The sequence below is a fragment of the Affinirhizobium straminoryzae genome (genome assembly GCF_007004135.1).
GTDB classification, from domain to species: domain Bacteria; phylum Pseudomonadota; class Alphaproteobacteria; order Rhizobiales; family Rhizobiaceae; genus Neorhizobium; species Neorhizobium straminoryzae.
Window position 1 is genome coordinate 1 of record NZ_VJMG01000017.1, and the last position, 24074, is coordinate 24074.

The window sequence follows — 24074 nt, forward strand, 5'->3', positions numbered from 1 at the left end:
GACCGGCACGCGACCTTGAAACTCGGCGAGATCCAGTTCCACCGCTTGCGGCAGGCGCGAGAGATTGGCGACGCAAAGAATGGTCTCACCATCATGTTCGCGCAGATAGGCGAGGATCTTGCGGTTGCCCGGTGTGAGGAAACGCAGCGAGCCGCGGCCAAACGCCGGGTGCCGGCCACGCAGCGCGAGCATCCGGCGCGTCCAGTTGAGGAGCGAATGGGTGTCGACGCTCTGCGCCTCGACATTCAGTGCCTCATAGCCATAGAGCGGATCCATCACCGGTGGCAGCACCAGCCGGGCTGGGTCGGCGCGCGAAAAGCCGCCATTGCGGTCCGGTGACCATTGCATTGGCGTCCGTACGCCGTCGCGGTCGCCGAGATAGATGTTGTCGCCCATGCCGATCTCGTCGCCATAATAGATGACCGGCGTGCCGGGCATGGACAGCAGCAGCCCGTTCATCAGTTCCACGCGGCGGCGATCGCGCTCCATCAGGGGCGCCAGACGTCGGCGGATGCCGAGATTGATGCGGGCGCGGCGATCGGCGGCATAGATCGTCCAGAGGTAGTCGCGCTCCTCGTCGGTCACCATTTCCAGCGTCAGTTCGTCGTGATTGCGCAGGAAGATCGCCCACTGGCAGTTTTCCGGGATTTCTGGCGTCTGGCGCATGATGTCGGTGATCGGGAAGCGGTCTTCCTTGGCAATCGCCATGTACATGCGCGGCATCAGCGGGAAGTGGAAGGCCATGTGGCATTCGTCGCCGGCACCGAAATATTCGGAGGTGTCCTCCGGCCACTGGTTTGCTTCGGCGAGAAGCATCTTGCCGGGATGGGTGGCGTCGAGTGCGGCGCGGATCTTTTTCAGGATGTCGTGCGTCTCGGGCAGGTTCTCGTTGATCGTGCCTTCGCGCTCCACCAGATAGGGGATGGCGTCCAGACGGAAGCCGTCGATGCCTGTTTCCAGCCAGAAGCGCATGACGTTCAGAAGCTCGTCCAGCACCTGCGGATTGTCGAAATTCAGGTCTGGCTGGTGGGAGTAGAAGCGGTGCCAGTAATAGGCGCCTGCCACCGGGTCCCAGGTCCAGTTGGACTTTTCCGTGTCGAGGAAGATGATCCGGGTTTCCGGAAATTTCTGGTCGGTATCCGACCAGACATAAAAATCCCGCTCCGGCGAGCCGGGGGGCGCATTGCGGGCGCGTTGGAACCAGGGGTGCTGGTCGGAGGTGTGGTTGATGACGAGTTCGATGATCACGCGGATATTGCGCTGGTGTGCAGCCTCCACGAAGGCGCGGAACTCGTCCAGCGTACCGTAATCCGGGCTGACATTGCCGTAATCGGCGATGTCATAGCCGTCGTCGCGGCGCGGCGAGGGGAAGAAGGGCAAAAGCCAGATCGCAGTTGCGCCGAGTGAGGCGATATGGTCGATCTTTTCCGTCAATCCTGCAAAATCGCCGATGCCATCGCCATTGGCATCGTAGAACGACTTCACATGCAGCTGGTAGATGATCGAATCCTTGTACCATTGCAGGTTCGGATCGCTCTGCTGCGCCTTCGGGCTTTGTGTGACGTCCATGGTTTTCTCCTCCCGTTACCGCACGCGCCAGATCGAAAAGGGCCGGTCCGGCTCCAGCCTCAGCCGTCGCCACTTGCCGGTCGTCACAAAGGTCTGGCCCGTGACGAGGTCTTCCAGGGTAAGTGCGCCATGGTCCGGGAGGTTCCATGCGAAGAGCGGGATCTCGACATCGGCTTCCTGGGCATTGTGTGGATCAAGACTGACGCCGATCAGCAGAACGTTCTCGCGGCCGGGACTGGCCTTCTCGTAGAACATGATGTTGTCGTTCCAGGCGATCAGTTGCCGGAGGCCCAGATGCGAATGCAAAGCCGGGTTTTCGCGGCGGATGCGATTCAAGAGGGCGATCTCGGCCTTGATGTTGCCGGGGCGGTCGTAATCCCAGGCGCGGATCTCGTACTTTTCCGAGTCTGCATATTCCTTGCGCTTGGCGTCCGGCCGGCCCTCGCAAAGCTCGAAGCCGTTATAGACGCCCCAGAGGCCGGAGAGTGTCGCGGCAAGAGCCGCGCGAATGAGATAGGCCGAGCGCGGCGCGTTTTGCAGGAAGTCCGGGTTGATATCGTGGGTGTTGACGAAGAAGTGCGGCCGGAAGAAATCCTTGGGCGCCTCCGTCGTGATCTCGCGCATATAGCTTTCCAGTTCTCCCTTGGTGTTGCGCCATGTGAAGTAGGTGTAGGACTGTGAGAAGCCGATCTTGGCGAGCCTGTACATCACCTTGGGCCGCGTGAAGGCCTCCGACAGGAAGACGACGTCGGGATGCCGGTTGCGGATATCGGCGATCAGCCATTCCCAGAAGGGAAAGGGTTTCGTGTGCGGGTTGTCGACGCGAAACAGTTTGACACCGTTGTCGATCCACAGCTGCACGATGTCGCGCAGTTCGAGCCAGAGAGCTGGTACCGCATCGCTCGCGTAGAAATCGACATTGACGATGTCTTCGTATTTCTTCGGCGGATTTTCCGCATAGCGCACGGTTCCATCCGGCCGCCAGTCGAACCAGCCGGGGTGATCCTTCAGCCAGGGGTGATCGGGTGACGCCTGGATCGCGAGATCGAGTGCGAGCTCAAGACCGTGCTGACCGGCTGCCGCAACCAGACGGCGGAAATCCTCGAAGGTGCCGAGTTCGGGGTGGATGGCGTCATGGCCGCCCGCGTCCGAGCCGATGCCATAGGGGCTGCCGGGATCGTTGGGGCCGGCGGTCAGCGCATTGTTGCGCCCCTTGCGGTTCGTCTTGCCGATCGGGTGGATCGGTGGAAAGTAGAGGACATCGAACCCCATCTCGCGAATGGCGGGCAGGCGGGCGATCACGTCGTCGAACGTGCCGTGACGGTTCGGATCGCCGCTCTGGGAGCGCGGAAAGATCTGGTACCAGCTGGCAAAGCCTGCCTCGCGCCGCTCCGCATCGAGTGGCATCGGCCGGGAGCGGACACGGTGAGGCCGCCGGTCGGCGGTCGCCATCAGGGCAAAGGTCTCGGGAGCGGAGAGAAGAGCGATGCGGTCGGCCTGCTGGGCTTCGTCCAGCTGTTGCAGAAGCGACTGCAGCCGCTGCGCCGTCTCGCCATCTGCCGTCTCTGTCGCAACGCGGACCAGGCGGGTACCCTCCTGAATTTCGAGCGTGAGATCGAGGCGCGCCTCATGCTTCTTGTCGAATTCGTAGCGGAAGATGCGGAAGGGGTTGCGCCAGGTCTCGACCGCAAACTCATGTCGACCCATGCGGCGGGGGGTAAACGAGCCGCGCCAGTGGTCGTTTTCGATGAGACGCATCGGCACCTCGGTCCACTCCTCCTCGTCGGCAGCACGCCAGAACAGCGCGGCCGAGATCGGATCATGACCATCGCCGAACAGGTCGGCTTCGACCACGACCGTTTCGCCGATGATGCGCTTGACGGGAAAGCGGCCGCCATCCACAGCTGGTGTGATCGCTTCGATCGCGAGACGCGGCGCGTTGACCGCCTCGTTGATGTCCGGAGCCGGTACGGCATTTTCGATAGCCGGCGAGGCCACTCCTTCCAGCAGGCGCAACTCGCCCGGTTGAAGTCGGGGCACAAGCGCGCCTTCCTCCGAAGGCGGGTCGCCCGAGGGATTGCGGCGTCTCAGCGGCAGAAAGCCGGATGCGGCTTCGCGCAACGCATTCACGGGCGCCGGTGCCGTCCGGCGCAAATCCCGGTTGATGACGACGAGCCTCACATGTCCGGCGCGGCGGGTATTCTCGCTGTCGCTCTGCATCAGGGCCAGCGCCCGGCTTTGCGGGCTGGAAATGAGCTGCAGCGGCTGGCGCAGAAACATGTCGTCGGCGCGCTTTGCCTGGTGATGGCCGGCGCGGATCTCTGCCGAGAGATCATAGGTCCCGCGCTCTGCCAGCGCGCGCAAGCCCCCGCCATCCCCGTAGGTCGGATCGAGCGGCGCCGTTGCCCCGTATTCGAAGCCCATCGGTATCATCAGCCCCTGGCCCAGCGATTGCGACAGATGCAGGGCCTGGCGCGCGCGGCGCGTACGGATCTCGGTGCTGTCTGTCCCGTGGGCGAGACGTCGGGCAAAGGGCGCCTCCGGAAAGGTGATCTGCCAGCGGAAGCGGCGCTGGATGTCGTATTCCTCCACGAACCAGCGGCTCTCCAGGTCCCACCAGGCGAGCGAGGAGAAGCAGCCGTCAAAGCCGAGATCGGGAAGGCGGCGGCGCAGCGCAAAGGGTGTGCCGGGCGTCCAGGCGAGGAAGGAAGCGTCGGGTGATGCGGCGCGACCGGCGGCGATCAGGCCTTGCCAGATCTCGGCCGGCATGCGGTCGAGACCGAGGCATCGGAACCCGCCAATGCCTGCGTCGAGCATTCGCCTGATCCGCGCGCGCCATGCGCTGTCGTGCTGGCGCAAGGCAGCTGTGTCGTCCAGCGGAATGGGACGGCTTCCGGCGCGGTCTGGCGAGAGACGGGGATCAGCGGGAGGGGAGATCTGTGTGTCACCGTCTGCGATCGCCTGACGATCGATGACCAGATCCATCATCAGGGTAATGCCGTGTCGGCGGGCAAGCGTGCAAAGCCGTGACAGTCCCTCCTCCAGCGCCTCGCCAAGACCCAGTTCCGGGGCGAGGCGGTCCGGATCCACCGTGACGAAGACGCTGGCGCCAGGAGCGCGGACGGCAAGCGGTGCCGTGAGAACCGTATCAAAGCCGAGGTTTGCGGCATGCTTGAACACCGCCTCCCAGGCATCTTCCCCGCGGAGGGCCAGCGGGTGGACGAAATAGATCCGCGGGCCGGCAAGGGCATGCTCCGCGGTGGTCGCATCGGTCGATACACGTGTCATGGGCCGCCTGTTCCTGCGCTATATCCCGGACTGTCTCCGGGCCTAACGCGATCAGGCGGGGCTTGTTCCTGTTCTTCCCGTGCCGGTATTCACCTCAGTGCGCCGGGCTTCCGCCACGGCTGCGGCAAAACAGGCCGGTGCCTCCTCGCTGCCCTTGCCGCTATCCAGGGCCGCTACCCGGGGCCGCAAGACAGGGCCGCAAGACAGGCAAGCTGCACCTCGGCACAAGCGCGATCTCTCGACCCGCGGCCGGCGGACATCACGAAAGGGCAGGCCTTGAGGGCAGTCGCCGATGCTGTCGCGCATGATCCGGACGGACACCTGCCCATGGATTGCTTTTGCATATGCTGTCTGTTCACGAGTGATCGGCCTCATCAGGGAGGGACACGACCGTGCAGGTGGCCCATCGCCTTTGGGTGGGTCGCCTTGTCCGCGCGAGGTTCCATCGAGGCACCGGGTTGCGGAGTTCAGGCGCGGCGTGCGGCGCCGTGGTCGGTGGCCTTGCCGTTGCCGGACAGGATCATCACCCGGTTGCGCTGTTCCTTGGCAGCGTACAGTGCCTGATCCGCAGCCTCGATGATGCCCGGCGAACCGGTGTCTTTCCCCATCTCTGTCTCCCACTCGGCCACGCCGATGCTGATGGTTGCATAGCCCCAGGGATGATTGCGGTCATGCGGGATGCGAAGGCCCGCAACCCGCTTGCGGATCTTTTCGGCGACAAGCCGGGCGCTCGTCTGGTCGATCCCCTCAATCATCACGGCAAATTCCTCGCCGCCATAGCGCGCGGCGAAATCGGTTTTGCGGAGCGATTGGGAAATTGCCGAGGCGATGCGCTTCAGACATGCGTCGCCCGCGGCATGCCCGTAGCTGTCGTTATAGAGCTTGAACCGGTCGACATCGATCATCAGCAGGGCAAACGTCTTGCCCGTCGCCACAGCCGCGCTTGCCAGCATTTCAAGCCGCAGATCGAAGGACCGGCGATTGGCAAGCCCTGTCAGTCCGTCCATGTGCGCAAGCGCATCCAGTTGGTCGGCATGCTGCTTGTGCGCTGTCACGTCGCGGGTAATGGCGACCATGCCTGTCCCGTCGCCATGGCTGTCATGCAGACGGCTGATGGAGGTTTCGAGCCAGCTTTCCCTCCCGTCCGGCCGCAGATAGCGGACCACTACCCGCTCGGTGGCGGCGCGACGCCGCAGGTTTTCGAGGACCTGCCGCGCCTGCGCCCGCTCCTCCGGCTGCAGATGGTCCAGGATGCTGGTGCCAACCAGTTCGTCAGGCGCAAGGCCCAGGATGTGTTGGGAGGCGGGCGATACATATTCGCGCACGCCCTGCAGGCTGAGCTTTTCGATCATGTCTGCGGAAGCATCGGCCAGCAGCCGGAATTCCTCCTTGGTCTGCTTCAGCAGGCGCAGGCTTTCATGATGCAGGGTCACCCGGTGCCACCAGCGTAGCGTCAGAATCAGGCCCATGCCGATCAGAAGGCCGCCTATGATCAGCCGTGAGCAGGCATCCGCCAGCCAGGTCCACAGCAATTCCTCATCGTCCACGGCGGCGATGACGGTGATGGCCGGGTGATCGAAATGGGCCGCTGCCATATGCCGCCGGCGCTCATCGTTCGGCCATACCGTGTCGGTAACGGTGCCCGGCGCGGAAAGCGCCAGGGGCGCAATGATCTCCGACCAGGGCATGCGGTAATCCGCGGGGAGAGGCGTGGAAGACGCAAGGGCGATCGGCGTTCCGTCATTGCGCAGAACGGCGCCCATGCCACCCGGTTTTGAGGCAAGCCGGCTGAACAGCTGGCTGAACACCTCCGGCGGCATTTCCACCGCAAGCACACCCGCGAAGTTCTGCTGGGCATCCTCCACGCGGATGCTGACGGGAATCACCGGCTCACCAGTGACAAAGCTTGCCGTTGGTGCCCCGAGATAAGGGTCGGTTGACCCGTTTTCGCGGTGATGCCGGAAATAGGCAAGATCTGCGCCGAGACGTGTCTGTTCGCTGCCGGGAGCAAGGCTCGCTGTGCCGTTGCCCAGCCGGTCAAGAAACACGATGCGCTCGATGTGGCGGGCATGGCCTGCCATGTCACCCATCTGGTCATCAAGCAGCGCCTGCATGCCGCTCATGTCGGGCTGCCGGGCGAGCGTGGCGCGGGCCATGGCGAGCGTCAACTCGGCGACCTCGATCATGTCGGCTGCGTGCTGGCCGAGCGAAAGGGAGGATTGGTGCAGCGCCTCGCGAACCTGAGCCACCTGCGCGCGGCGTGCCGTTTCCTCCAGCCAGAGGCCGAACAGCACGAGACCCAGCAGGCCGGCCAGCATGGCGGCAAAGGTTCCAACGGGCCGGCGGTCAACACGGAGCATCACGTTTCGTCTCGGACGGGGCAGGGGGGCGGACATCTGACGGGATGCTAAAGTGCAGAGGTTAGAAACTGTTGAATCGGGCCAATAGAGATTCGTCTCGGCCACCGTGGTCTCTGCCGATGCCTTGCTTTTTCGGTGCTGTCATCAGCAGGCAACGATGAAAGGGTAAAAACGCTGTAAATTTTCCGATGAAAACTCTTTGGAAACCTCCCCTGATCATGATGCGGCGCATCAGGATGGGACAGATATGGCAAAAGCAGCATCATCCCGCCGTCGAAGGGGCGGCAAGAAGAAGTCGGTCATCGGCACGCGGCTCTGGATTGCGGCGCTGGTGGTCGTTGCCGGCGGCATCGTACTGCATGACAACGGGCCCGTGCGGAACTGGTTGAATGCGCATCTTCCGGACCCGATGAAGACCGCATCCGCGCGCCATGCCGGTTCGCCGTCTGTGGGCGCCACCGGTTCCGGCGCGCGCGCGGCATCACCGGAGATGGCGCGCGCAGCACCGGCGCCGCAGCCACGTCCTCCCATGCCGGTCGCCACCGTGCAGACGGCGGCGCTCTCCGGCCAGGAAAGCCTGCTCGGAAAAGCCTATTCCGGCACCTTCTATTTCTGTGGCCAGTCGGGCCTCGACAACTGCGTCGCAGGCGGTGACCTGTTCTGGTTCAAGAAACAGGCAATACGCCTGGCGGATATCCGTGCGCCCCAGACCGACGGGGCACGCTGCGATGCCGAGCGGCAGAGGGGCTTTGCCGCCAAGGTGCGCCTGCGGACTCTCCTCAACCAGGGGCAGTTCGAACTGGTGGACTGGCCAAACGCGGATGGAGACGGGGGTGGTCGCAAGTGGCGTGTCGTCTTGCGCAACGGCCAGTCGATCGGCCAGCAGCTGATCCGCGAAGGTCTGGCGCATGGCGTGTCCGAGGCGTCAAAGTCCTGGTGCTGAAGGATTATTGCCCTTCGGCGGGGTGTCCCGGCGTGGGAACGGAAACGACTTCTTTCGATTCCGTTTAGGATTTGGGAACCACTTCAGGCGATTGTTCGAGACGTTGAGTCGATTCGATGCGTGCGTATGAGGAGATATTATGGCGCTTGCACATTTTCCCGCCGACCGGCGCAGGGCAGACATCCAGCGCTGCGCGCAAGCCCTTCTCACCCTCAATGGCGAGGACGCCAACCGCTTCTGGCGCGACGAGATGAAAAGCCTCGCCGCAACGCTCGGCCGGCAGGGTGCCTCCGCCCTCGACATTTCCCATCAGGCCGCGCTGTTCATGAATGCCGTGCAGCTGGAGCTGCAGCATCTTTTCGCGCAAGATGAAGAGCAGGCGCTCGACATTCGCGCCTGATCCCTGATCCATCGCCAGTCACGTTCGTTTCACGGGCGGCCGCAGCCATGCGCCGCCCAAACTGTTTTCTGAAACCTGGCGACGATCTTGGCCCGGTGGCCGGATGCAGGCCCTCCAACGCTCCACCTTCCGCAGAAACCAGACCTCAGGCCACCGACCGTGCAAGAGGAGATATGCCGTCGCGCTCCATCGCAGAGGCGGCTCCGTGACCGAGGGATTGCGTGAGACGGGCGTTAAAGATGCCGGCCAAGCCGTGACTTTGCGTCGCCTCCACACGACCTCCACACTTCCTCGATCAAAACGCAACGCTGACCGATCACTGAGGGGCAGGCAAAGCGCAGCAACCGCGAAAAAGAAGGGTGCGAGATGTTCTGAGTTCCCTGCAGTCTCTGTGATCGTTCACAAAATCAATCTGACCTGCGTAAACCCTCACGATGGAGCGTATGGGGATGCCACCTCTCACCGCGCAAAGACCCGCAATCAAGTACCCGCTACCGATCCGCTGTCTGCACTGGCTGCGCGCCGTTCTGGTGATCGGACTTCTCGCTTCCGGCTGGTACATGACGCGGCTGCCTGAAAGCGACATGTCGACCGCTTCATTGCTCTATCCAAACCACAAGCAGTTTGGCGTTCTCGTCTGGCTGCTGGCCCTCGTCCACATCACGCTTCGCTGGCGCTACAGCAAGATCATGCCCTCGACGCCACCGCAACTCAGTCCTTGGGAGAGACATCTGTCGCACGCAGTGCACCGCGCTCTGCTTCTCCTGACGTTTCTCGTGCCGCTCCTCGGATACTCTCTCTCCAGCAGTTTCTCCGAGAGCGACGGGATTCCATTCTTCGTCATCTCTCATCTCCCGGAAGTGCTTCCCAAAAATGACAGCGCCTTTGTCGTTTTCCAGACGCTCCATCGATATGGCGCCTATTGTCTGCTGGGATTGATCCTCCTGCATGGGCTGGGTTCGCTGAAGCACCGGGTGATGGATAAGGGCGGTCCGACAGACGTCATTCCCCGGATGTTCTGAGGTCGGTCAGCCTTCGGCTCTATCCGGGCCCCCATCTCATCATGGCAGCGGCGGTAAGGAGCCTCGCCCCGACGGCAAGGGCGCCGCCCGCGTTGGCACACGGCGAGAAAGGCATCGGGGGAAGGCCGGGCGGCGCGGCTTCCACGTGAATGCGGCCATAGAAAAGCGGTCGGTAGCCGGCAAATATTTTTGCGACAAGCGCCGTGAATCCGCGCAAATGCTTGATGTCACGCGTCATGCATCGGCAAACTTGGTGGCTCAGCAGGCTTTGTTCCGGCCCGTCTGCGACGGCTCTGCCAATTTCTCGTCAGGTCGCGGGGCGGCGAAAGCTATTGTCCGCACAGGGCGACATAGCACCCGAAGCTCATTATAGCCCGTCTGGCATTCACGTGAGGCTTTTTTCCACACTCAAGTCTCACAACCGATGTGTCAGCGGACTGTTGTAAATCTTGGATTTGTCTACAGATTTTTGGTGGGTGATGTAGGGCTCGAACCTACGACCCGCTGATTAAGAGTTATGCATGTATAATTAAATATCAGAGCCTTGCATCAATGTAGATGTGAGGCTTTTGCTATTTTCAACGGGCGCGATCAGCTTAGGGGACCTTGCCGATCGCCCACTTGATCGCGCCTGCTATTGTTGACCAGCTGCCATAAATCCAGCCGGCGGCACCCAGCACGAATGATCCCAGCAAAAGAAGTTTCTGGCCCAGCCATCCGGCACCTTCCGCTTTTTTGCGCAGGTCCTGATACTGCGACAATGTCAGCGCCTGGCCGGACACGCTCTCCTCGAGCGAAGCAAAACGATGGGCCAGGAGAGCGATCTGCGTATCCTGGGCATTGAGCTTTTCCCAGATGCGGCGGCCGCGCTCCGATCCCGCCTCGTCGATCGTGTCGAGGCGGCGGTTCATCATCTCCAGCTGGCGCAGAATGATCTGGGTTCCGTCCAATGGCTCATTCTCCTGGGCACGTACACATGATGTTGGGGCGTCACGACACCCGCAGATTGCCTGCCAGCACGTAGTCGCGGATCACCTTGCCGATTTCGATATGCGCCCATGTGCTGTCATGAGCGGCATCAATTGCAGCAACAAATGTAATTTCGTAGGCGTCGCCCACGGCTGGCGTTGCAGACCAGCCAGCATCGACGTTTATGGTGCCATCCGCTCGCGTATAAAAGATAACACCAGCCGCTGTGTTCGCAGCGGCTCCGGTCGTAAACCGGATGGAATAGCCTTTGTACAGGTCAGCCACCCAGCCAGCCTTGCTGCTGTCAATGAATTCATACTTGGCAGTGACACCCGTCAGAGTACCGGTAATGCTTGGCCGGGCGGCCGGCACGATGACATAGCCACCATCCAATGTCTTGACATTGGAGGCATTGACCTCGACAGCACTGCATGTTTCGATAACGCCGGTCAGATCAAAATATCCGCTCTCCTGACGAAATCCGCTCGGTCCCGTATCGCGCAGCCATGCATTGATTTGCAGACGGGTGGCCTCGGTCGAGACTTTTGTCTGACCGGCTACAGTGGTCCATGCGTCGGTGGTGTTTGTCGACGGCGGCAGCGTCATCTGATGCCACTTGATGCCGCGCGGCGCATACCAGCTAACGGCCTTTAGCAGATTGGCCCGAAACGTCGAGAAGCCCAAACCTTTGTCGTTGTTGCCGTAGTTGGAAATGATGTTGTTTGCCAGTTCGGCAAGCCGGTTCCGGGTGCGATCGCGCACAGAGCTGGCGAGCGAATTGACGAAATCATCCAGCTTTTCACCGCCGAGACCCATGGGTATATAGCCGCACAGCGGTGTCGTCTGGTCCTGCATTTTGAGGTCCAGCCTATTCGTGATGCCACGAACGATAAAGCCGCCCTCACCGTAGCCGACACCTCCATCTCCGGTGCCAGCCCCCTTGCTGTCCGCAACGATAGCAACCGACGCACACGGACGCTTGGGGCGGCCAAGAATTGTAAGCGGGGTATAGATGTTATTGGGCGATGCCGACACATCTAGCGTGGCGCCGGGGATAGTGCGGTCACCGAGACTGGCGACCTCCCCGACATCGCGGATACCTCCGCCCGATGCACGCCCTGCCGCGCCGCCGATCAGCCGCGTGCGAGCGCCAGCGGTCTGCTCTCGAATGATCGTTTTCGGTTGCCCGATTGCGGCAAGCCCCTCTTGGCACGCCTTGGCATAAGCTGCCTGTACGCCAGTTGTCGCATTGCGCGATCCGATGCAAACGCGGTACGCAATGGCACCGGGATAAGCCGCTGGCGACGTGACGGTGATGGAGCCGGTGCTGGCTCCAGCCGGGATAGTCGCCACCGATCCTGCCGACAGAAGGCTCTCGCTTCCGTCTGCAAAAATGTAGCAGACTGAAATCAGATAGCTGGCACCAGCCGCCAGCGCCCCACCCGTACCAGAGGCCGATACAGCAGGCGCATCCGGCGCTGGGACGGCAAACGTGTCGCTGGCCGTTTTGGTATAGAAACGCTCTCCTTTGGAGAGAGGCAGGAAAACCGGGTCAGAAAAAAGCACGCAACCGGGATCGACACGTGCACGCCGCGACCCGTTGAACGCGACCGGCACCGTGTGGCCGTCATTGGCAGTCTCAGTGCTGCCAAGCTTGTCCATCGCAGCGGTCACATTGATGGGGCTATATCCAGCCTCCATGATGCCGGGAGACGCCGTGCCGTAATTGGCATACACGAGGATGAAGTTGCTGCAGTCAACCGCAAGCGTGTGCTTCTTGCGATATGATACCTGATTGATCTGAGTGCTTTGCGGAGAGTTGTTGCTGCTGAGGGCAGTCCCTCCCGACGCGACAGGCTGATATCCAGCCTGTCGAAGTGCATCTATTGAAGCCAGCCCACTGGCGGCCAGCGCCTCGACAACATCCGCAACCTCGACCGCGTCATATTGAGCGTCTTCCGGATTTATTTCGATCTTTGCCATTACGATGCTGCCTTTGTGAAAACGATGTATTTGCCGGCAAAAGCCAGCGCGGATCCGGCAAAAGCCAGAGCGCCATTGGGGGCACCACCACCCTTCCAAAGGGTGGAAACACTCGTCTGCCCGAACCGCAGGCTGGTCTGCCCGCGCGCGAGGCTGGTTTGCGGCAGGGTCTGTGTGCTCATTCCACGGCCACCCATGCATCGGGAGAGGTGGCGCCCGTCAGCTTCACGACGATCGTGCCGCTGGTCTGGAACACCACCTGCTTCACAGCATCGCCATTGTCGTCAACAGTGGCCGCTGTCAGCTTTGCATCCGCGAGCGGCGTCTCGATCGGGTCCTGTCCGATCGCCGGCACCTCGGCCGTCAGCGAGTGGATCGAAAGGGTACCGCCCCCCAGGGAGCCGGAATATTTCATCGTGCGGTAGCCGGCCTCGCACTGGCCGGCAAGGCCGGTGTTCCAGACCGCGTTGGCAGTAAACTGTCTCAAAGCCATTTCATTTCCCCTTCCGGCAGCCGTCGTCTTTCCCGCATTGCAGATTGTGCGCGACCACCTGGCGGGCGAAGGCCTGGTCGTGCTTGAGGATGAAGGCGCGCGTGGCGGAGGCGGGCATCAGCAGCGCATAGCCCGCACCGTCACTGGCACGTCCCGTCGCGCCACACCCCGCCAAGACCAGCGCAAAGATCGGAAACAGACATGCGGTTGACCTGGTCATCGATAAGGCTCCTGTCCTTGATCTGCTCGGTCAGCGCGCGCGCATTGGCGGCCGCCGTGGCCGCCTGCTCCTGTCGCTGTCCCTGGTGATAGGTGGCGGCCAGCACGAGGCCTATGGCGAGGATGATGCCGGCGGCGATGACAATCCGGGTCATCGCGACCACCCGAAGCGCCGCGCCAGCGCGTAATAGATTTCCGTGGCAGCACCCATGCCGGCGCCGATCGCGATCTGCGCCACGGCCGCCAGGTCCTGGTCTGTGGAGATCCCGGCGGCGGTGTCGATGTCGAGCAGGCCGCGCGCCACCAGCGCGCCGGCGGCATAGCGCAGAAGAATGCGGGCGAATACGGCGCTCATGCCTTCTTGCCTCCGAAGATGCCGGCAAGCGCCATCAGCAGCTGCGGCAGCCAGCCGCCGGAAACCGGCCTGCGCTCGATCGAGACTGCCGGCGACACAATCGCGCCAGCGGAGGGTGCCGGCGCGGCGGGGGCAGGAGAGGGCGCCGGGGCATAGCCGGCCGCGCGCAAGGCCTGCTCGAAGGCGCGGGCATAATCCGCAACCGTGCCCGCCATGTCCTGGCCGTTGATGATGCGCCGCGCGCCGAGATAGTCGGGCGCTGCGCCGTCGAGATAGGTGGAAAGCGCCTTGCCGGTGAAGCGGCCATGGCTCATCCCGTCGAGCAGAATGTGCACGGCGGTTTCGGGCTCGAGCGCCTTGTCGGGCTCGCCCTCGATGCCATAGGTGCGATAGTTGGCGCGGCCGGTGATCTGCGCCAGCCCGCGGCCGCGAAACCGCCAGCCGTCGCCGCTGGCCTCGTTGCCATTGTCCATGCGGTTCGCATAGGCGCGGTTCGCAATCTTCTGCGGGTTGCGCTGATAGGCGCTGGCCTGTTCTCGTGAAAAATACTTCGGGAAAACCTTCAGCAGGCCCGCAGCGCTGTAGTTCAGGTTTTCTTCCACGGGGCGCATGGCCGTGCCCGTTTCGTGCCAGGCCGTGGCCAGCACATAGGCCAGATGCGTCAGCGCCATTCCGCTGCTGGCGGCGGTGTCAATGATCAGCAGCGTGCCATTGCGCTGCGCCGTGCTGAACAGGCCGGACTTCAAGGCGGCCTGCGCCCGGTCGAAAAAAATGCCGCGATCCATGAAAAGGCTCCAGCCGGTGAAAACTGGAGCCGAGTTTAAGCGTCAGGGGATGCCGTCAAATGCGGGCGCCCGTCACGGCGCGGGTTCGGCCGGGCGCGGAACGCCGATCCACTCGGATCCGCTCCAGGTCCAGTCGATATATTCCGTGGTGGGCATCGGCTTCAGCGGCACCTGCACGGTGCCCGGCGGATAGGCCGCCCGCGTCTCGTCGTCCGGCCACGAAATGCTCTGCCAGTAGCCAATCCCAGGGCAGAACCATCCAAATTCTTCCATCACTTCATCTCCGACCACAGTGAAATCGACGCCGGACCATCCAGCCCGTAATAGCCGCCGGGCGGCACGGCAAACGTGACAGTCGTGGAATAGTTGCCGGCCGCCCCGGTGATGCCGACAGGGGCAGCAGACCCGATGGAAGCGCCACATTTGACGCGGGTCGTTCCTCCGGAAGAGGCGGAGGATATGCACACATCGATCGATCTGGACCCGCTGTTCTGATACCAGGTGGCCGCCGCGCGCGATGCCGTCACGTCCTGCCATGTCTGGCCAACGCCGAACAGCTGCGATGTCGCCGCCTTGTTGCCAAGAATGGTCGACAGCCAGTCCCCCAGCACCGTCGCATTGATGTTTCCATCCTGCCCAATCCGGAGAACCTGGGTGTTGTTGTAGTAGAAGGAGAGCGTGGTGCTGTCGTAGCGAATGTCCCAGGGCAGTGTGCCGTTGGCCAGCGCCAGCCGGATCTGCGCGGTCGCCTTGTGGATGGCGAGGTTGCCCGTCATCACCCCCCCAGCCAGCGCCAGCTTTGCCGCAAGCGCATCGGCCAGGCCGCTGACCTGCGCAATTGCCAGCACATCCAGTATCCAGGCCGATCCGCTGGATTGCAGCACCTTTCCGGCATTGCCGGCCCCTGCGGGAGAGGGCAGGGCGATGGATGCCGCAGAGGCAGCGGCCGCCGCGGCGGCAGCCAGCGCCTGGTTTGCCGCCGCCAATGCATCGGCGGCCGCCGCAATCGCATCCTCCGCATAGCCCTGCGCAGCACTGATCTGGTCGCTGCTCGGGCCTGCCTCCAGGCGCAGGCCGTTCTTGATCAGCACGGACCCATCGGGCACGCTGAGATCGATCGTCGGCGCCGTCTCGCCATAGGAGGCCTTCACGGCGCGGTCGATTTCCCGCTTCAGCTCCTGCTGGATCAGCCGGTTGCGATCGAGCTCGTCATCGGTGGCGCGGCTTGAAAACCGTCCGTTCAGCACGATGCTGGTCAACCGTTCCAGCACCGCCAGCCCCAGGATCAGGATCCGCTCTCCGCCCGTGCGCCCGGCCGTGAAGGTCAGCGTGCCACCGGAAGGGTTGCCGGCACCCGTCACCGTATAGCCGGCATCGTCGATCTCCACCCATTCGCCGGCGTCTTCCTCGAACGCCTTCACATCGCCGGCGGATTGGAACGGAAAAGCCACGGCAAATGCCGTCTGGCCGGCAGATGCCGTGATGATGCGATATCGCGGATCATCTTCGATCGGAAAGACAGCGCTCATGCAGAACCCCATGTGTTCGATGGGGGCCAGTTTTTCACGCGCGCGGTCGGGTCAACCGTTATTTCCGCAGATAGCCGCGCTCTGCCAGGCAGGCGTCGAAAATGGTGTTGAGGTTGAAAGTATGAGCGTAGAGGTTTTTCTCGGTCGATTGCAGGGCGGCCTTTGAGGCTTCCCCGTCGCAGATGACACGGTCCTTTTGAAACGCGGCGGCGATCTGCGGATTGGCATCGACACGCAATCCATCGGAAATACGATGGAACGATCCTTGTGGCTGATGAACGCAACCGACCAGGCCAAAGGTGAGAAACAGTAATCGATATTTCTTCATGCATGCCCCCACTGCAGAAATAGCTTTACAACCAAAGCATGCTTTTGGCAGCGGGGAAAGATGCGGGTCACCGTGGCGAAGGAACTGCTCCGAGTGCAGCGCCAATATTGGGGGCGCGCTGGGGTGCGGTGCGACCTGGCGCCCACCAGAACTGCTGGCCAAACTCCTTGGCAAAGAAGCGCTGGCGTTGCTTGAATGCCTTGTCTGCTTCCGGATCGACGAGGAACTGTAACTGATCCATCAGGATACGCTCCCAGGCCAGGCGTGTGTACCAGATGGTTCCGCCCGGCGTACTGCCTTTCATGAACTTGACGAGCTCGCGTCCGAAATGAGTTTTCTCGCCGCTGGCCAGCTGGACGACGTTTCCGGCGGTGAGGTTCCAGAGATCGTTAGCGCGCTGGATGACGGGGCCGCCAAGGGTGGTTGCAAATCCGTCGCCTTGACGATTGATGTTCGAGAACAGAAAGTCGCCATAGATGCCCAGGCCGCCGCCTTGCAGGATGGCGGCTCCCCAGAACGCCTTGTTACGCATATCCTGCGGATCTCGGCCCTGAGCAAGGCCTTTCAGCTGCAGGGAAAGGGCGCCGAACAGTGTGGTCGAGATGAGCAGCGATCCCGCATAGGCAGCGCCCTTTGCCGTCTGTCCGGCCTGCAGGAGCTGGTGCATGCGTCGGCCGTGCAGAATGAGGAAGACGGCACCAAAACTCTTGAACTGGGCAAAACTGCGAACAACCTCGCCAAGGAATGTGCCCGGCCGGTTCTGGTCCACCAGAGCAACCTTTGAGCGCTGCGAGCCATTGGGCACGGCATATTCGGTTTCGGACTGGATCATCTCGAGGAACCGCTCGGCAAGCTTGTCGTCGATCCGCTCGGCGATTTCCTGCGGGCGCAGGATCTTTACGCCACTGCCCATGTCATGCAGCGGCATGCGCCGCATGCGGTCCCAGTCTGCGGGGCGGATACCGTAACGGGCAAACGTGGCGCGAAAGGCATCAGGCAGCTGATCGAAGCTCTTGACGGCATTCTCTGCCGCCGTGCGCATGAAGGCGAGGCCGAAAGCGTGCCGCGCGCTTTGCGTCCAGGGCGTAAGTCCGGACAGGGTGAGCACTCGATCGGCCAGGAAGCTGGACCAGCCCGGCCCGTCGATTGTGCCAATGTATCGGGCCTGAGCATGGAAGACGTGCATGGCGTTATCGAGGATAAGCCCGGCCGCCACGGCCTCGCGGCGGGTGGAACTGCTCATGGCTTGAACGATGTCTCGCATGGCACCCTGGGCGCCAATGCCGGCAAAGGAGCGGGCAACCATCGTTGTGCCGATGTCCGATGGCGAAGAAAGCATTGCGGAGCCAAGAACAGAGGCCGTGATCAGCGAACGTACCGACGCAAAACCGGCCGCCCATGTGCTGTTCACAGGCGTCTCGAGCGTCCCTCGAATACTGCCCCAGAGGCTGTCAAGCTTTCGCTCGGCGCTGGCCGCGAGATCATTCGCCTTTGCGGCATCGCCCGCCAGCACGCTTTTCTGGCCGGCCGCTTTCTGCATGGCCTGTTTACGGATCGCCTGCTTCATCCATTCTATGGTGCCGGAGGGATTGGGACCGAGCACTTCCATGGCAGCGATGTCTTTTGCCATCGCGTTGATGTGACCCATCATCGAGGCGAATATGTCGCCTCCGCTGCCAAAGTCGCGCTGATAGGCAAGCCAGCTATCGGCATTCCGGAAAATCAGGAAACGGTGGTCGGCGCGCTGGTTGGCAAGGGCGCCGCGGCCGAACGCTTGGCGCGACGGCTCCTTCTTTGCCCAGCCTTCTGTTGCGACGTTGGTCCAGATCTCGGTCAGAATATCGTCGAGCTCGCCGGGATCGACCGCCCTGCCGGTCAGGGGATGCTTCATCCTGCTGACATCCAGCAGCGGCCGGATCGCATCTTTCCAGGTTTGCAGTCCTGCTTTGCGGAGCGCGCGCGCGTCGTGGTGCTGTGGAAGGCCCCAGCGTTCAAGCTTGCCGATCGCGCCGCCGGCGCCGTTGAACCGCTGGCGAAGCCATTCGTGGGTGTCTTCCCACACTTTGGCGAAATGCTTTGCCGACGCGTCGCCGGTGTTCTGTCCGAAGGCTTCCCTGAGAACATTGTCGAGATCTGCCTTGTTGTGGCGAACAAGGTCGCCGGCAATTGCTGAACGGCGAAAATGGTAAAGGGCATCTTCCATGCGAGCATGCGCCATGCCGACGATTGCCTTGCGGCGACCTTCGACCGAAGGGAAGGGGGCCGTTCCAAAATGCTCCAGCGTATCGATCGCAGCGGCTGCGATATCATGCTCGCCCTTTGCGTTCTTGTAGGAGGAGAGGGCAGCAGAGATCCTCTGGATAGACTGAAGGGAAAGTTTGGCTTTGCGCTTCTGATGCGCGCTCTCCGCCTTCAGCAGTTCCGTCAGTGCCTTTTTTGCCTCCGCGTCGGCCATCGCCTCGCTGTTGTTGGCAAAGCGGTCGCGAAACCGTCTGAAGTCGCGCTCGAGGCGCTTGGCGTCTTCCGCGTTCAATTCGCCGCCTTCGACGGCGTTGCGCAGGCAATCGGCAAAACTCATAGGCGGCAAGCCTCCACAACAGCAGTCAGGTGATCGAGGCGCTCGATCTCGTCGAGGATGACGGCACCCGTCACAGGGCGGTCGTCATCGAAAAATGGGATTTCGAAATCGTCATCAAGGCCGATAATGTCACGGCGGCTGAAGGACATTTCGTCGGGAAAGCCGAGCGGGTCGTCAAGTCCGCCCGTTCTGTCCGCCGGGTTCCATCCGGCCGCCGCCTCGTCTTCGGCCGCAAAGCGCTGAGCGTCGTCGGCGATAAGCACGCGGTCGAGCGCTTCGGCCGGCGGCAGGTTTTCCGCGTTGGCGAGCTCTGCCGCTTTGAGGATGAGATGATCATCGACGGCAGGGCCGGCCCTCGCGGCGATGTCATAGACCAGGCTTTCCGCATAGGCGCGGCCGCCGTCATCGGCACGAATGGCGGTGCTGTCGCGTGAGGCTGTATCGAGCGCATCAAGCAGATCGGCAATGGTGGATTTCTCCATGGCATTTTCCGCTGTGCCATAGAGGTCGTTGAAATAGCCGGCTTCTGCCGCCCGAAGCCGCGCCTGGTCCAGCGGCATACCGCCTTCGCGCACAAGTTTGCCGACGAACCGCTCGGATCGGTTTTCCAGGCCAAGCGCTTTCAGTTCTCCCTTGTAGTCCTGTACGCCTCCGGCGCGCATCAGGAAACGGTCAATGGTATCAGCTGCGCCGGTCTTGCTCGTAGTCGATGGCGGTATCAGCTGGTCGACAATGCGGGCGATTTGCTCCGGGGCAGGGTCGTGGAAAAATGCGGTGCTGGTTTGCGCGGCTGCGATGGCGCGTGTGCTGGCGCTGTCGTGCAGGGCAGCAGAAGCGGAAGCCGGCTTTGCATCTGCCGTCATGCGGTCAATGTCAATGGCCGCAAGCGCACCCCGCGCTTCGGCAGGAAGGTCTGCGCGAATGGGCGTCAGAAGATCTGCCGCAGCCTTGGTGTCGCCAGACACTGCAGCGCGCAATTCCGGCGATGCCGTGGGCGCTTCCGCAAGCGCGCGAACGGCGGCTTCCGGATCGATCGATCGCAATGCCCGGGATATCCCTTCGCCCGCTGCCTGAAAGCTTCCTCCCAGCGCGCCGCCAAGAAGGCCGGCGATCGCAACGTTTTGCATTGCCTCTGCGGGTCCGTTGGGCAAGCCGGCCTGCTTTCGCCAGGCCTGGATCTGCGGCTGTTGGATCGCTTCGGTCAAGCCGTTGACGGCGGCTTCGGAGATGACCGTCTGCAGGATCCGGCCGGCCGCCGTGCGTGCGCCACCTGGTCCGCCACCAATGATCCAGGTGCCAACCTGCATCGGATCATAGCCGGAGCCAACCATCCCGCCCGCAATCAGTGCACCCCATTTCCTCAAGCCGTCGCGGCTGGCCAGTGCCTTTCCAAGGCGCTGGTCGGCCTGTCTTGCCAACGCTTCGGCGTCGCGCTCGACGGGGCGATCGGCGCCGATGATCGCTGCCTTTTCCGGGTATCGATTTGCGATCTCCGTAAGGCGTGCGCTGAATTCATCGGCTTTCTGCTGCGCCAGTTCCGGAGCGGCGTCGCGCATGAAAACGGTGCTGCCGGCCGTCAGTTCGGTGTATTGCCGATCGGCGCTCGACGTTGCCTGCCGCATCGGGTTTGGCAAGCTTTCGCCGGTCGCGTCCTGGATCGCCTTGATGCGTTCGTCGTAAGCACGCGTCAGCGCCTCGACTGCCGAAGTCTGGTTGTCCACCAGCCGCATCTGGTCCGTGGCGGCGGAGTATATCTCTCCCAGGCTCGCTTCGCCACGCGCGATGGACGTGGGGCGTTCAGTGCTTGTGTCGGAATACCAGAAGCTCATCGGCCGGGCTGCCATCCGAAGGGGTTGAAGTTGGTGTCGCTGAAGCCGAGGCTAGGCTTGTTTTCTGCGGCAATGGCTTCCAGCGCCCGGATATCAAGGCGCCAATAGGTGCCGTCCGGGCGCACCAGATATTTCGGGTCCTCCGAGAGCGGATCGCCAAGGGAGACGCGATAAAGTCCGTCTCCATCGGATACGAGGTTTGCTCCGCGAATTGCGGAGATGGGCAGTGGGTAGTCTCCGCTGTCGATTGGCGGCAACTTGGCAAGCTGGTCTTTGGTCAGGTTGCGCAAAAGCTGTTGCGGGCGATCCTTGGGCATGTCGGCCGGAACAACGATTGGAGCGCCGTTGACGTCGCTGATACCGCCATAGGCCACACCGCCGATCGTGCGACCGCCGGCGGCGCGATCCAGTGCGCGCGAAAATGCCGCTTGGGCTATGCTGCCAGACGTCTTGATTTCGGCTGGATCGAAATTCTGTGCGTTCGCGGCCTGTTCGAACAGAATAGTGGCCGTCTGCAACACGGCGCTTTGTGTGCGGGGATCGGCGACAAAGGCGCCACCGATCTGCGTGGAGGCAAACTTGGTGATCTCTCCCGGCGTCGGCATCTTTGCGGTAAATAGTTTTTCACGCTTCATGCCGAGCGCGTTGGCTACGTCCGCGGCAACGCTGTTGTCGCCGGTCGCCAGTGATAGGCCAGCCGCGTGTGCAATGACCGGGGCGTCTTCAGCGATTTCGCCGATGACGCGTGGCGCGTCGTTGCCATACACCTTTCGCACGGTGAAGGCAAAAACCGGTAGCGCCTCCGGATTGGTCTGCAGGGCTGCGGTCAGCATCTCCTTTTCGCCGGGGCGGAACACGGGCACGCTCTGCCCGTAAAGGCCAGCGACGGCCGTTTGCGCCTGGCGCCGTTCGGTCAGCGTGGCTGCGAGGGTGTCAGCGCTGCTGGGGTCGATGGCGGTGACGGATACCACACCGGCGCGTGCGGCCTGGCCAAGCGGATCAGTTTGTCGTTCCTTCAGAACATCCTGCGCGCGCTTCTGCGCAAGTTGATAGACGTCGAGGGCCTCTGCATACCCTGGCGTGCCGGCCTTGGGCTGGATAAGCTCGAGGCGGTCGCGAATATCGGCGGCCGACTGCGCCTCCATGCCATTCGTGGCGTCGTAAATGCGACCAGCTCTTTCACGGGCGGCTTGCCATTGCTGCAGGCCCTGTTCTCCGGAAAGCTGCAACACGCGCTCGGGCGTCAACCCGGTGGATGGATCAAGACCTTTTCCAGTTGTCTGGATTGACGCGACGTCATCATCAGCAAGGGTTGCCAGGCGCGACGCTTCTGCCTTGTTTGCCGCTTGCCGCTGGTTGATTTCGGCTCGGGCATCGCGGCGGAAAAGCTCTGATCGCGCCTTCACTGTGTCATAGGGCAGCCGCGCCAACGGCCCCTTGCCGGCGCGCCATTCGTCCAGCATCTGCAGCGCAAACTGCTCTTTCTGTTCCGGCGTCGGCAGCGCTTCATAAACACCTTGCACCCGGCCAAAGGCTGCCGTTTCGGCAAGGTCGGCCTTGTATTTCGCGGCCTGCAGCGGCGTGATCGTGCCAAGTGCGGCCGCCCGGTCGATCTGCATGGTCACACGCCCGACCTGCTGACCGATAATCGTATCGCCCTCCGGGTTGGCGCCCAGCAGCTGCGCCTGCCGCTCGATGTCCACGCGCTGCGCGTCGAAACCATCGGCAAAGGCGGAAAGCTGCTCCTGCCGCATCCGCTTGTCGGCCTGCGCCTGCACATTGCGCACATAGGCTTCCGACTGCTGGGAGAAGCTGCGGTTGAATGCTTCCTTCAGAAGGGGGTCGGAAAGGTTCGGGTCCGCCTCATATTTGGCGCGCACGTCGGCAAGCGCTGCCGCGAACTTTTCCGGGTCGTCGGAATATTGCTGCTGAATGGCAAACAGGTCCGTCGAAACGCCCTGCTGCATCCGCCAGGTATAGGCCGACATCACGGCATTGTCGTAGGCCTCGCCATAGATCGTGCCGTCGCGCCGAAGCGCAAGCGGCGCGGTCGGCAGCACCTGCGGCGGCCTGTCCGCGGCGGGCAAGGCGCCGGCCGCAGATCCGCCTGCCTTGCGGATCCAGAGGTTGGCAAATTCGCCAGCCGTCATGCCGGGCGTTCCGCCATTCAGCCGCACCGCGTCGGCGCCCACAAGGCTTTCCGCCGGCACGTCCGGGTTGGTCAGCAGCTTGGCCGCGCCGCCGGCGCCCTGCTGGTGTGCAAGATAAAGCTCACCGGCAGTCGGCTCGCGCCCCAGCGATTTGCGCAGTGCGGCCGTATTGTCCTTGTAAAGTCGGGCGGCAGCATCCGATGCCTGGGTCGCATCGAAGCGATCGGCAAGGCCGTATTGCTGGGCCGTGCCATCGACGAACTGGAACAGACCTCCGGCGCTGGAATTCGGGTTTTTGGCCTGCGGGTTATAGCCGCTTTCCAGCCCCGCCACCTGGAGAAGCCCGGCCGGGTCCACGCCATGGCGCGCCGCCGCGTCCGAGATCGTCTTGCGGATCTCTTCTGGCGCTGGCGGCACCTGTCCGGCGGCAGAGGCTGCGGCGGCCCGGCTGTTGGCCGCGTCGATCGTCGCCTGTCCGGCCGCCTGCCCAACGGGCAATCCCGCGGTCAATGCCTCGCGCTGCAGCGCCTTGTCGGCCATGTCGCCCAGCTGGCGGGAAAGGTGGCCGGCCACATTCGCCAGCGCCTCCCAACCCTGCCCGGTGTTGACGGCGGCAGATGGCACGTCGCGCGAAATCTGTCCTTCGCCGGTCAGCTGCTGGATCTGTCCCGGTTTTCTGGATTGCAGGTTAACCATCAGGCGCTTCCTCTGCCCGCAAGCTGAATTCCAAAATCAGCGGCCGTGCCAAGGGCACCCAGAAGAGCGCCGCCACTTTGGGTGCTGGCGCGCTGGCGGTACCCGATGGCGCGCTGGCGATACATCGCGCGCCGGAATTCCGTGTCGCGCTGGTCGATGCTGATTTCCGTCTGCGCCTGTTGCCGTGCGGTCTGCGCCTGGCTCTGGGCAATGCCGCCGGAAAGATCGATGCCGGCAGCCGCATAGGTCACGTCGTTCTGCCCCAGCACGCGGCCCAGCTCCTGGCGAATGCGGTTCTGCCGCTGTTGGCCCGCCAGCTGCTCCTGTCCGGCCTGCAGGTCGGCTTCCACTGCCAGCTGCCGGCTTTCGCTGGCGGCGGCCGCGCCCGCGCCGATCGTGCCGAGAACTTTGAGCACGCTACCCAACCCCTGCAGCGCGGTCAGCGCGCCGGACGATGCGGCGGCTGCGCCTGTGGCTGCAGCGGCACCTGTCGCCGCTGTACCAGCGGCCGCGCCTGCGGCCGAGCCAAGGCCAAGCCCGCCCAGAACCTTGCCGATTGCCGTCACGGCCAATTCCAT

General features: G+C 62.9%; 20 protein-coding genes. 3 read left to right on the forward strand and 17 right to left on the reverse strand.

The window, feature by feature from the left end; translation table 11 throughout:
• From treS to FNA46_RS07705, 3 genes are all read right to left on the reverse strand, one after another.
• Nucleotides 1–1569, reverse strand: a 1569-nt coding sequence (gene treS / locus FNA46_RS07695) for a maltose alpha-D-glucosyltransferase (protein WP_143124585.1), incomplete at its 3' end; no start/stop codon positions are given.
• Nucleotides 1570–1584: 15 nt separating this feature from the next.
• On the reverse strand, nt 1585–4857 hold the full coding sequence (locus tag FNA46_RS07700) for an alpha-1,4-glucan--maltose-1-phosphate maltosyltransferase (RefSeq protein ID WP_143124587.1): 3273 nt from the start codon (nt 4855–4857) through the stop codon (nt 1585–1587).
• A 467-nt stretch (nt 4858–5324) separates the two neighbouring features.
• On the reverse strand, nt 5325–7217 hold the full coding sequence (locus FNA46_RS07705; RefSeq protein WP_185969759.1) for a diguanylate cyclase domain-containing protein: 1893 nt from the start codon (nt 7215–7217) through the stop codon (nt 5325–5327).
• A 247-nt stretch (nt 7218–7464) separates the two neighbouring features.
• Here FNA46_RS07705 and FNA46_RS07710 point away from each other — a divergent pair, with 247 nt between their 5' ends.
• The 3 genes from FNA46_RS07710 to FNA46_RS07720 all read left to right on the forward strand — a co-directional run bounded on the left by FNA46_RS07710 (nt 7465) and on the right by FNA46_RS07720 (nt 9582).
• The gene (locus tag FNA46_RS07710) at nt 7465–8160 is read left to right on the forward strand and encodes a thermonuclease family protein (protein WP_143124591.1); all 696 of its coding nucleotides are present in this window, start codon (nt 7465–7467) and stop codon (nt 8158–8160) included.
• A 139-nt stretch (nt 8161–8299) separates the two neighbouring features.
• Nucleotides 8300–8560 (forward strand): DUF6074 family protein, encoded by a 261-nt coding sequence (locus FNA46_RS07715; protein WP_143124592.1) that lies wholly within the window; start codon nt 8300–8302, stop codon nt 8558–8560.
• A gap of 434 nt (nt 8561–8994) precedes the next feature.
• Nucleotides 8995–9582: a cytochrome b gene (locus tag FNA46_RS07720; protein WP_246102934.1), complete on the forward strand. Its 588-nt coding sequence runs from the start codon at nt 8995–8997 to the stop codon at nt 9580–9582.
• Between the two features lie 596 nt (nt 9583–10178).
• Here the strand turns inward: FNA46_RS07720 and FNA46_RS07725 are convergent.
• The 14 genes from FNA46_RS07725 to FNA46_RS07795 all read right to left on the reverse strand — a co-directional run bounded on the left by FNA46_RS07725 (nt 10179) and on the right by FNA46_RS07795 (nt 24074).
• On the reverse strand, nt 10179–10532 hold the full coding sequence (locus FNA46_RS07725; RefSeq protein WP_143124594.1) for a hypothetical protein: 354 nt from the start codon (nt 10530–10532) through the stop codon (nt 10179–10181).
• Between the two features lie 40 nt (nt 10533–10572).
• Nucleotides 10573–12534 carry a hypothetical protein gene (locus tag FNA46_RS07730; protein ID WP_143124596.1) on the reverse strand — a complete coding sequence of 654 codons (1962 nt, stop codon included), beginning with the start codon at nt 12532–12534 and terminating at the stop codon, nt 10573–10575.
• Complete coding sequence (locus FNA46_RS07735; protein ID WP_143124598.1) at nt 12534–12716, reverse strand: hypothetical protein; 183 nt, start codon at nt 12714–12716, stop codon at nt 12534–12536. Before FNA46_RS07735 ends, FNA46_RS07730 begins: the two co-directional genes overlap by 1 nt.
• Nucleotides 12713–13027 carry a hypothetical protein gene (locus FNA46_RS07740; protein ID WP_143124600.1) on the reverse strand — a complete coding sequence of 105 codons (315 nt, stop codon included), beginning with the start codon at nt 13025–13027 and terminating at the stop codon, nt 12713–12715. The genes FNA46_RS07735 and FNA46_RS07740 overlap by 4 nt, the downstream gene beginning before the upstream one ends.
• A gap of 140 nt (nt 13028–13167) precedes the next feature.
• Nucleotides 13168–13401 carry a hypothetical protein gene (locus FNA46_RS07745; protein ID WP_143124602.1) on the reverse strand — a complete coding sequence of 78 codons (234 nt, stop codon included), beginning with the start codon at nt 13399–13401 and terminating at the stop codon, nt 13168–13170.
• Nucleotides 13398–13601 carry a hypothetical protein gene (locus FNA46_RS07750; RefSeq protein ID WP_143124604.1) on the reverse strand — a complete coding sequence of 68 codons (204 nt, stop codon included), beginning with the start codon at nt 13599–13601 and terminating at the stop codon, nt 13398–13400. Before FNA46_RS07750 ends, FNA46_RS07745 begins: the two co-directional genes overlap by 4 nt.
• Nucleotides 13598–14386, reverse strand: a complete 789-nt coding sequence (locus FNA46_RS07755; protein ID WP_185969760.1) for a glycoside hydrolase family 19 protein — start codon at nt 14384–14386, stop codon at nt 13598–13600. The genes FNA46_RS07750 and FNA46_RS07755 overlap by 4 nt, the downstream gene beginning before the upstream one ends.
• A gap of 72 nt (nt 14387–14458) precedes the next feature.
• Nucleotides 14459–14659 carry a hypothetical protein gene (locus tag FNA46_RS07760; RefSeq protein WP_143124606.1) on the reverse strand — a complete coding sequence of 67 codons (201 nt, stop codon included), beginning with the start codon at nt 14657–14659 and terminating at the stop codon, nt 14459–14461.
• The gene (locus FNA46_RS07765; protein ID WP_143124608.1) at nt 14659–15915 is read right to left on the reverse strand and encodes a hypothetical protein; all 1257 of its coding nucleotides are present in this window, start codon (nt 15913–15915) and stop codon (nt 14659–14661) included. The genes FNA46_RS07760 and FNA46_RS07765 overlap by 1 nt, the downstream gene beginning before the upstream one ends.
• 58 nt (nt 15916–15973) lie before the next feature.
• The gene (locus FNA46_RS07770; protein WP_143124610.1) at nt 15974–16243 is read right to left on the reverse strand and encodes a hypothetical protein; all 270 of its coding nucleotides are present in this window, start codon (nt 16241–16243) and stop codon (nt 15974–15976) included.
• A gap of 67 nt (nt 16244–16310) precedes the next feature.
• A complete protein-coding gene (locus FNA46_RS07775) occupies nt 16311–18698 on the reverse strand; it encodes a hypothetical protein (RefSeq protein ID WP_185969761.1) in 2388 nt (795 codons plus the stop codon).
• Between the two features lie 119 nt (nt 18699–18817).
• Nucleotides 18818–20650 carry a serine/threonine-protein kinase gene (locus tag FNA46_RS07785; RefSeq protein ID WP_143124616.1) on the reverse strand — a complete coding sequence of 611 codons (1833 nt, stop codon included), beginning with the start codon at nt 20648–20650 and terminating at the stop codon, nt 18818–18820.
• Nucleotides 20647–23496 carry a transglycosylase SLT domain-containing protein gene (locus FNA46_RS07790; RefSeq protein WP_246102936.1) on the reverse strand — a complete coding sequence of 950 codons (2850 nt, stop codon included), beginning with the start codon at nt 23494–23496 and terminating at the stop codon, nt 20647–20649. Before FNA46_RS07790 ends, FNA46_RS07785 begins: the two co-directional genes overlap by 4 nt.
• Nucleotides 23496–24074: a hypothetical protein gene (locus FNA46_RS07795; RefSeq protein ID WP_143124618.1), complete on the reverse strand. Its 579-nt coding sequence runs from the start codon at nt 24072–24074 to the stop codon at nt 23496–23498. Before FNA46_RS07795 ends, FNA46_RS07790 begins: the two co-directional genes overlap by 1 nt.

What these genes read in the sequence shown, in the direction of transcription:
- FNA46_RS07700 (WP_143124587.1), bottom strand. Translation starts at nt 4,857, where the DNA reads ATGACACGTGTATCGACCGATGCGACCACCGCGGAGCATGCCCTTGCC.
- FNA46_RS07705 (WP_185969759.1), bottom strand. Translation starts at nt 7,217, where the DNA reads ATGCTCCGTGTTGACCGCCGGCCCGTTGGAACCTTTGCCGCCATGCTG.
- FNA46_RS07710 (WP_143124591.1), top strand. Translation starts at nt 7,465, where the DNA reads ATGGCAAAAGCAGCATCATCCCGCCGTCGAAGGGGCGGCAAGAAGAAG.
- FNA46_RS07715 (WP_143124592.1), top strand. Translation starts at nt 8,300, where the DNA reads ATGGCGCTTGCACATTTTCCCGCCGACCGGCGCAGGGCAGACATCCAG.
- FNA46_RS07720 (WP_246102934.1), top strand. Translation starts at nt 8,995, where the DNA reads ATGGAGCGTATGGGGATGCCACCTCTCACCGCGCAAAGACCCGCAATC.
- FNA46_RS07730 (WP_143124596.1), bottom strand. Translation starts at nt 12,534, where the DNA reads ATGGCAAAGATCGAAATAAATCCGGAAGACGCTCAATATGACGCGGTC.
- FNA46_RS07735 (WP_143124598.1), bottom strand. Translation starts at nt 12,716, where the DNA reads ATGAGCACACAGACCCTGCCGCAAACCAGCCTCGCGCGCGGGCAGACC.
- FNA46_RS07740 (WP_143124600.1), bottom strand. Translation starts at nt 13,027, where the DNA reads ATGGCTTTGAGACAGTTTACTGCCAACGCGGTCTGGAACACCGGCCTT.
- FNA46_RS07745 (WP_143124602.1), bottom strand. Translation starts at nt 13,401, where the DNA reads ATGACCCGGATTGTCATCGCCGCCGGCATCATCCTCGCCATAGGCCTC.
- FNA46_RS07750 (WP_143124604.1), bottom strand. Translation starts at nt 13,601, where the DNA reads ATGAGCGCCGTATTCGCCCGCATTCTTCTGCGCTATGCCGCCGGCGCG.
- FNA46_RS07755 (WP_185969760.1), bottom strand. Translation starts at nt 14,386, where the DNA reads ATGGATCGCGGCATTTTTTTCGACCGGGCGCAGGCCGCCTTGAAGTCC.
- FNA46_RS07760 (WP_143124606.1), bottom strand. Translation starts at nt 14,659, where the DNA reads ATGGAAGAATTTGGATGGTTCTGCCCTGGGATTGGCTACTGGCAGAGC.
- FNA46_RS07765 (WP_143124608.1), bottom strand. Translation starts at nt 15,915, where the DNA reads ATGAGCGCTGTCTTTCCGATCGAAGATGATCCGCGATATCGCATCATC.
- FNA46_RS07770 (WP_143124610.1), bottom strand. Translation starts at nt 16,243, where the DNA reads ATGAAGAAATATCGATTACTGTTTCTCACCTTTGGCCTGGTCGGTTGC.
- FNA46_RS07775 (WP_185969761.1), bottom strand. Translation starts at nt 18,698, where the DNA reads ATGGCCGACGCGGAGGCAAAAAAGGCACTGACGGAACTGCTGAAGGCG.
- FNA46_RS07785 (WP_143124616.1), bottom strand. Translation starts at nt 20,650, where the DNA reads ATGAGCTTCTGGTATTCCGACACAAGCACTGAACGCCCCACGTCCATC.
- FNA46_RS07790 (WP_246102936.1), bottom strand. Translation starts at nt 23,496, where the DNA reads ATGGTTAACCTGCAATCCAGAAAACCGGGACAGATCCAGCAGCTGACC.
- FNA46_RS07795 (WP_143124618.1), bottom strand. Translation starts at nt 24,074, where the DNA reads ATGGAATTGGCCGTGACGGCAATCGGCAAGGTTCTGGGCGGGCTTGGC.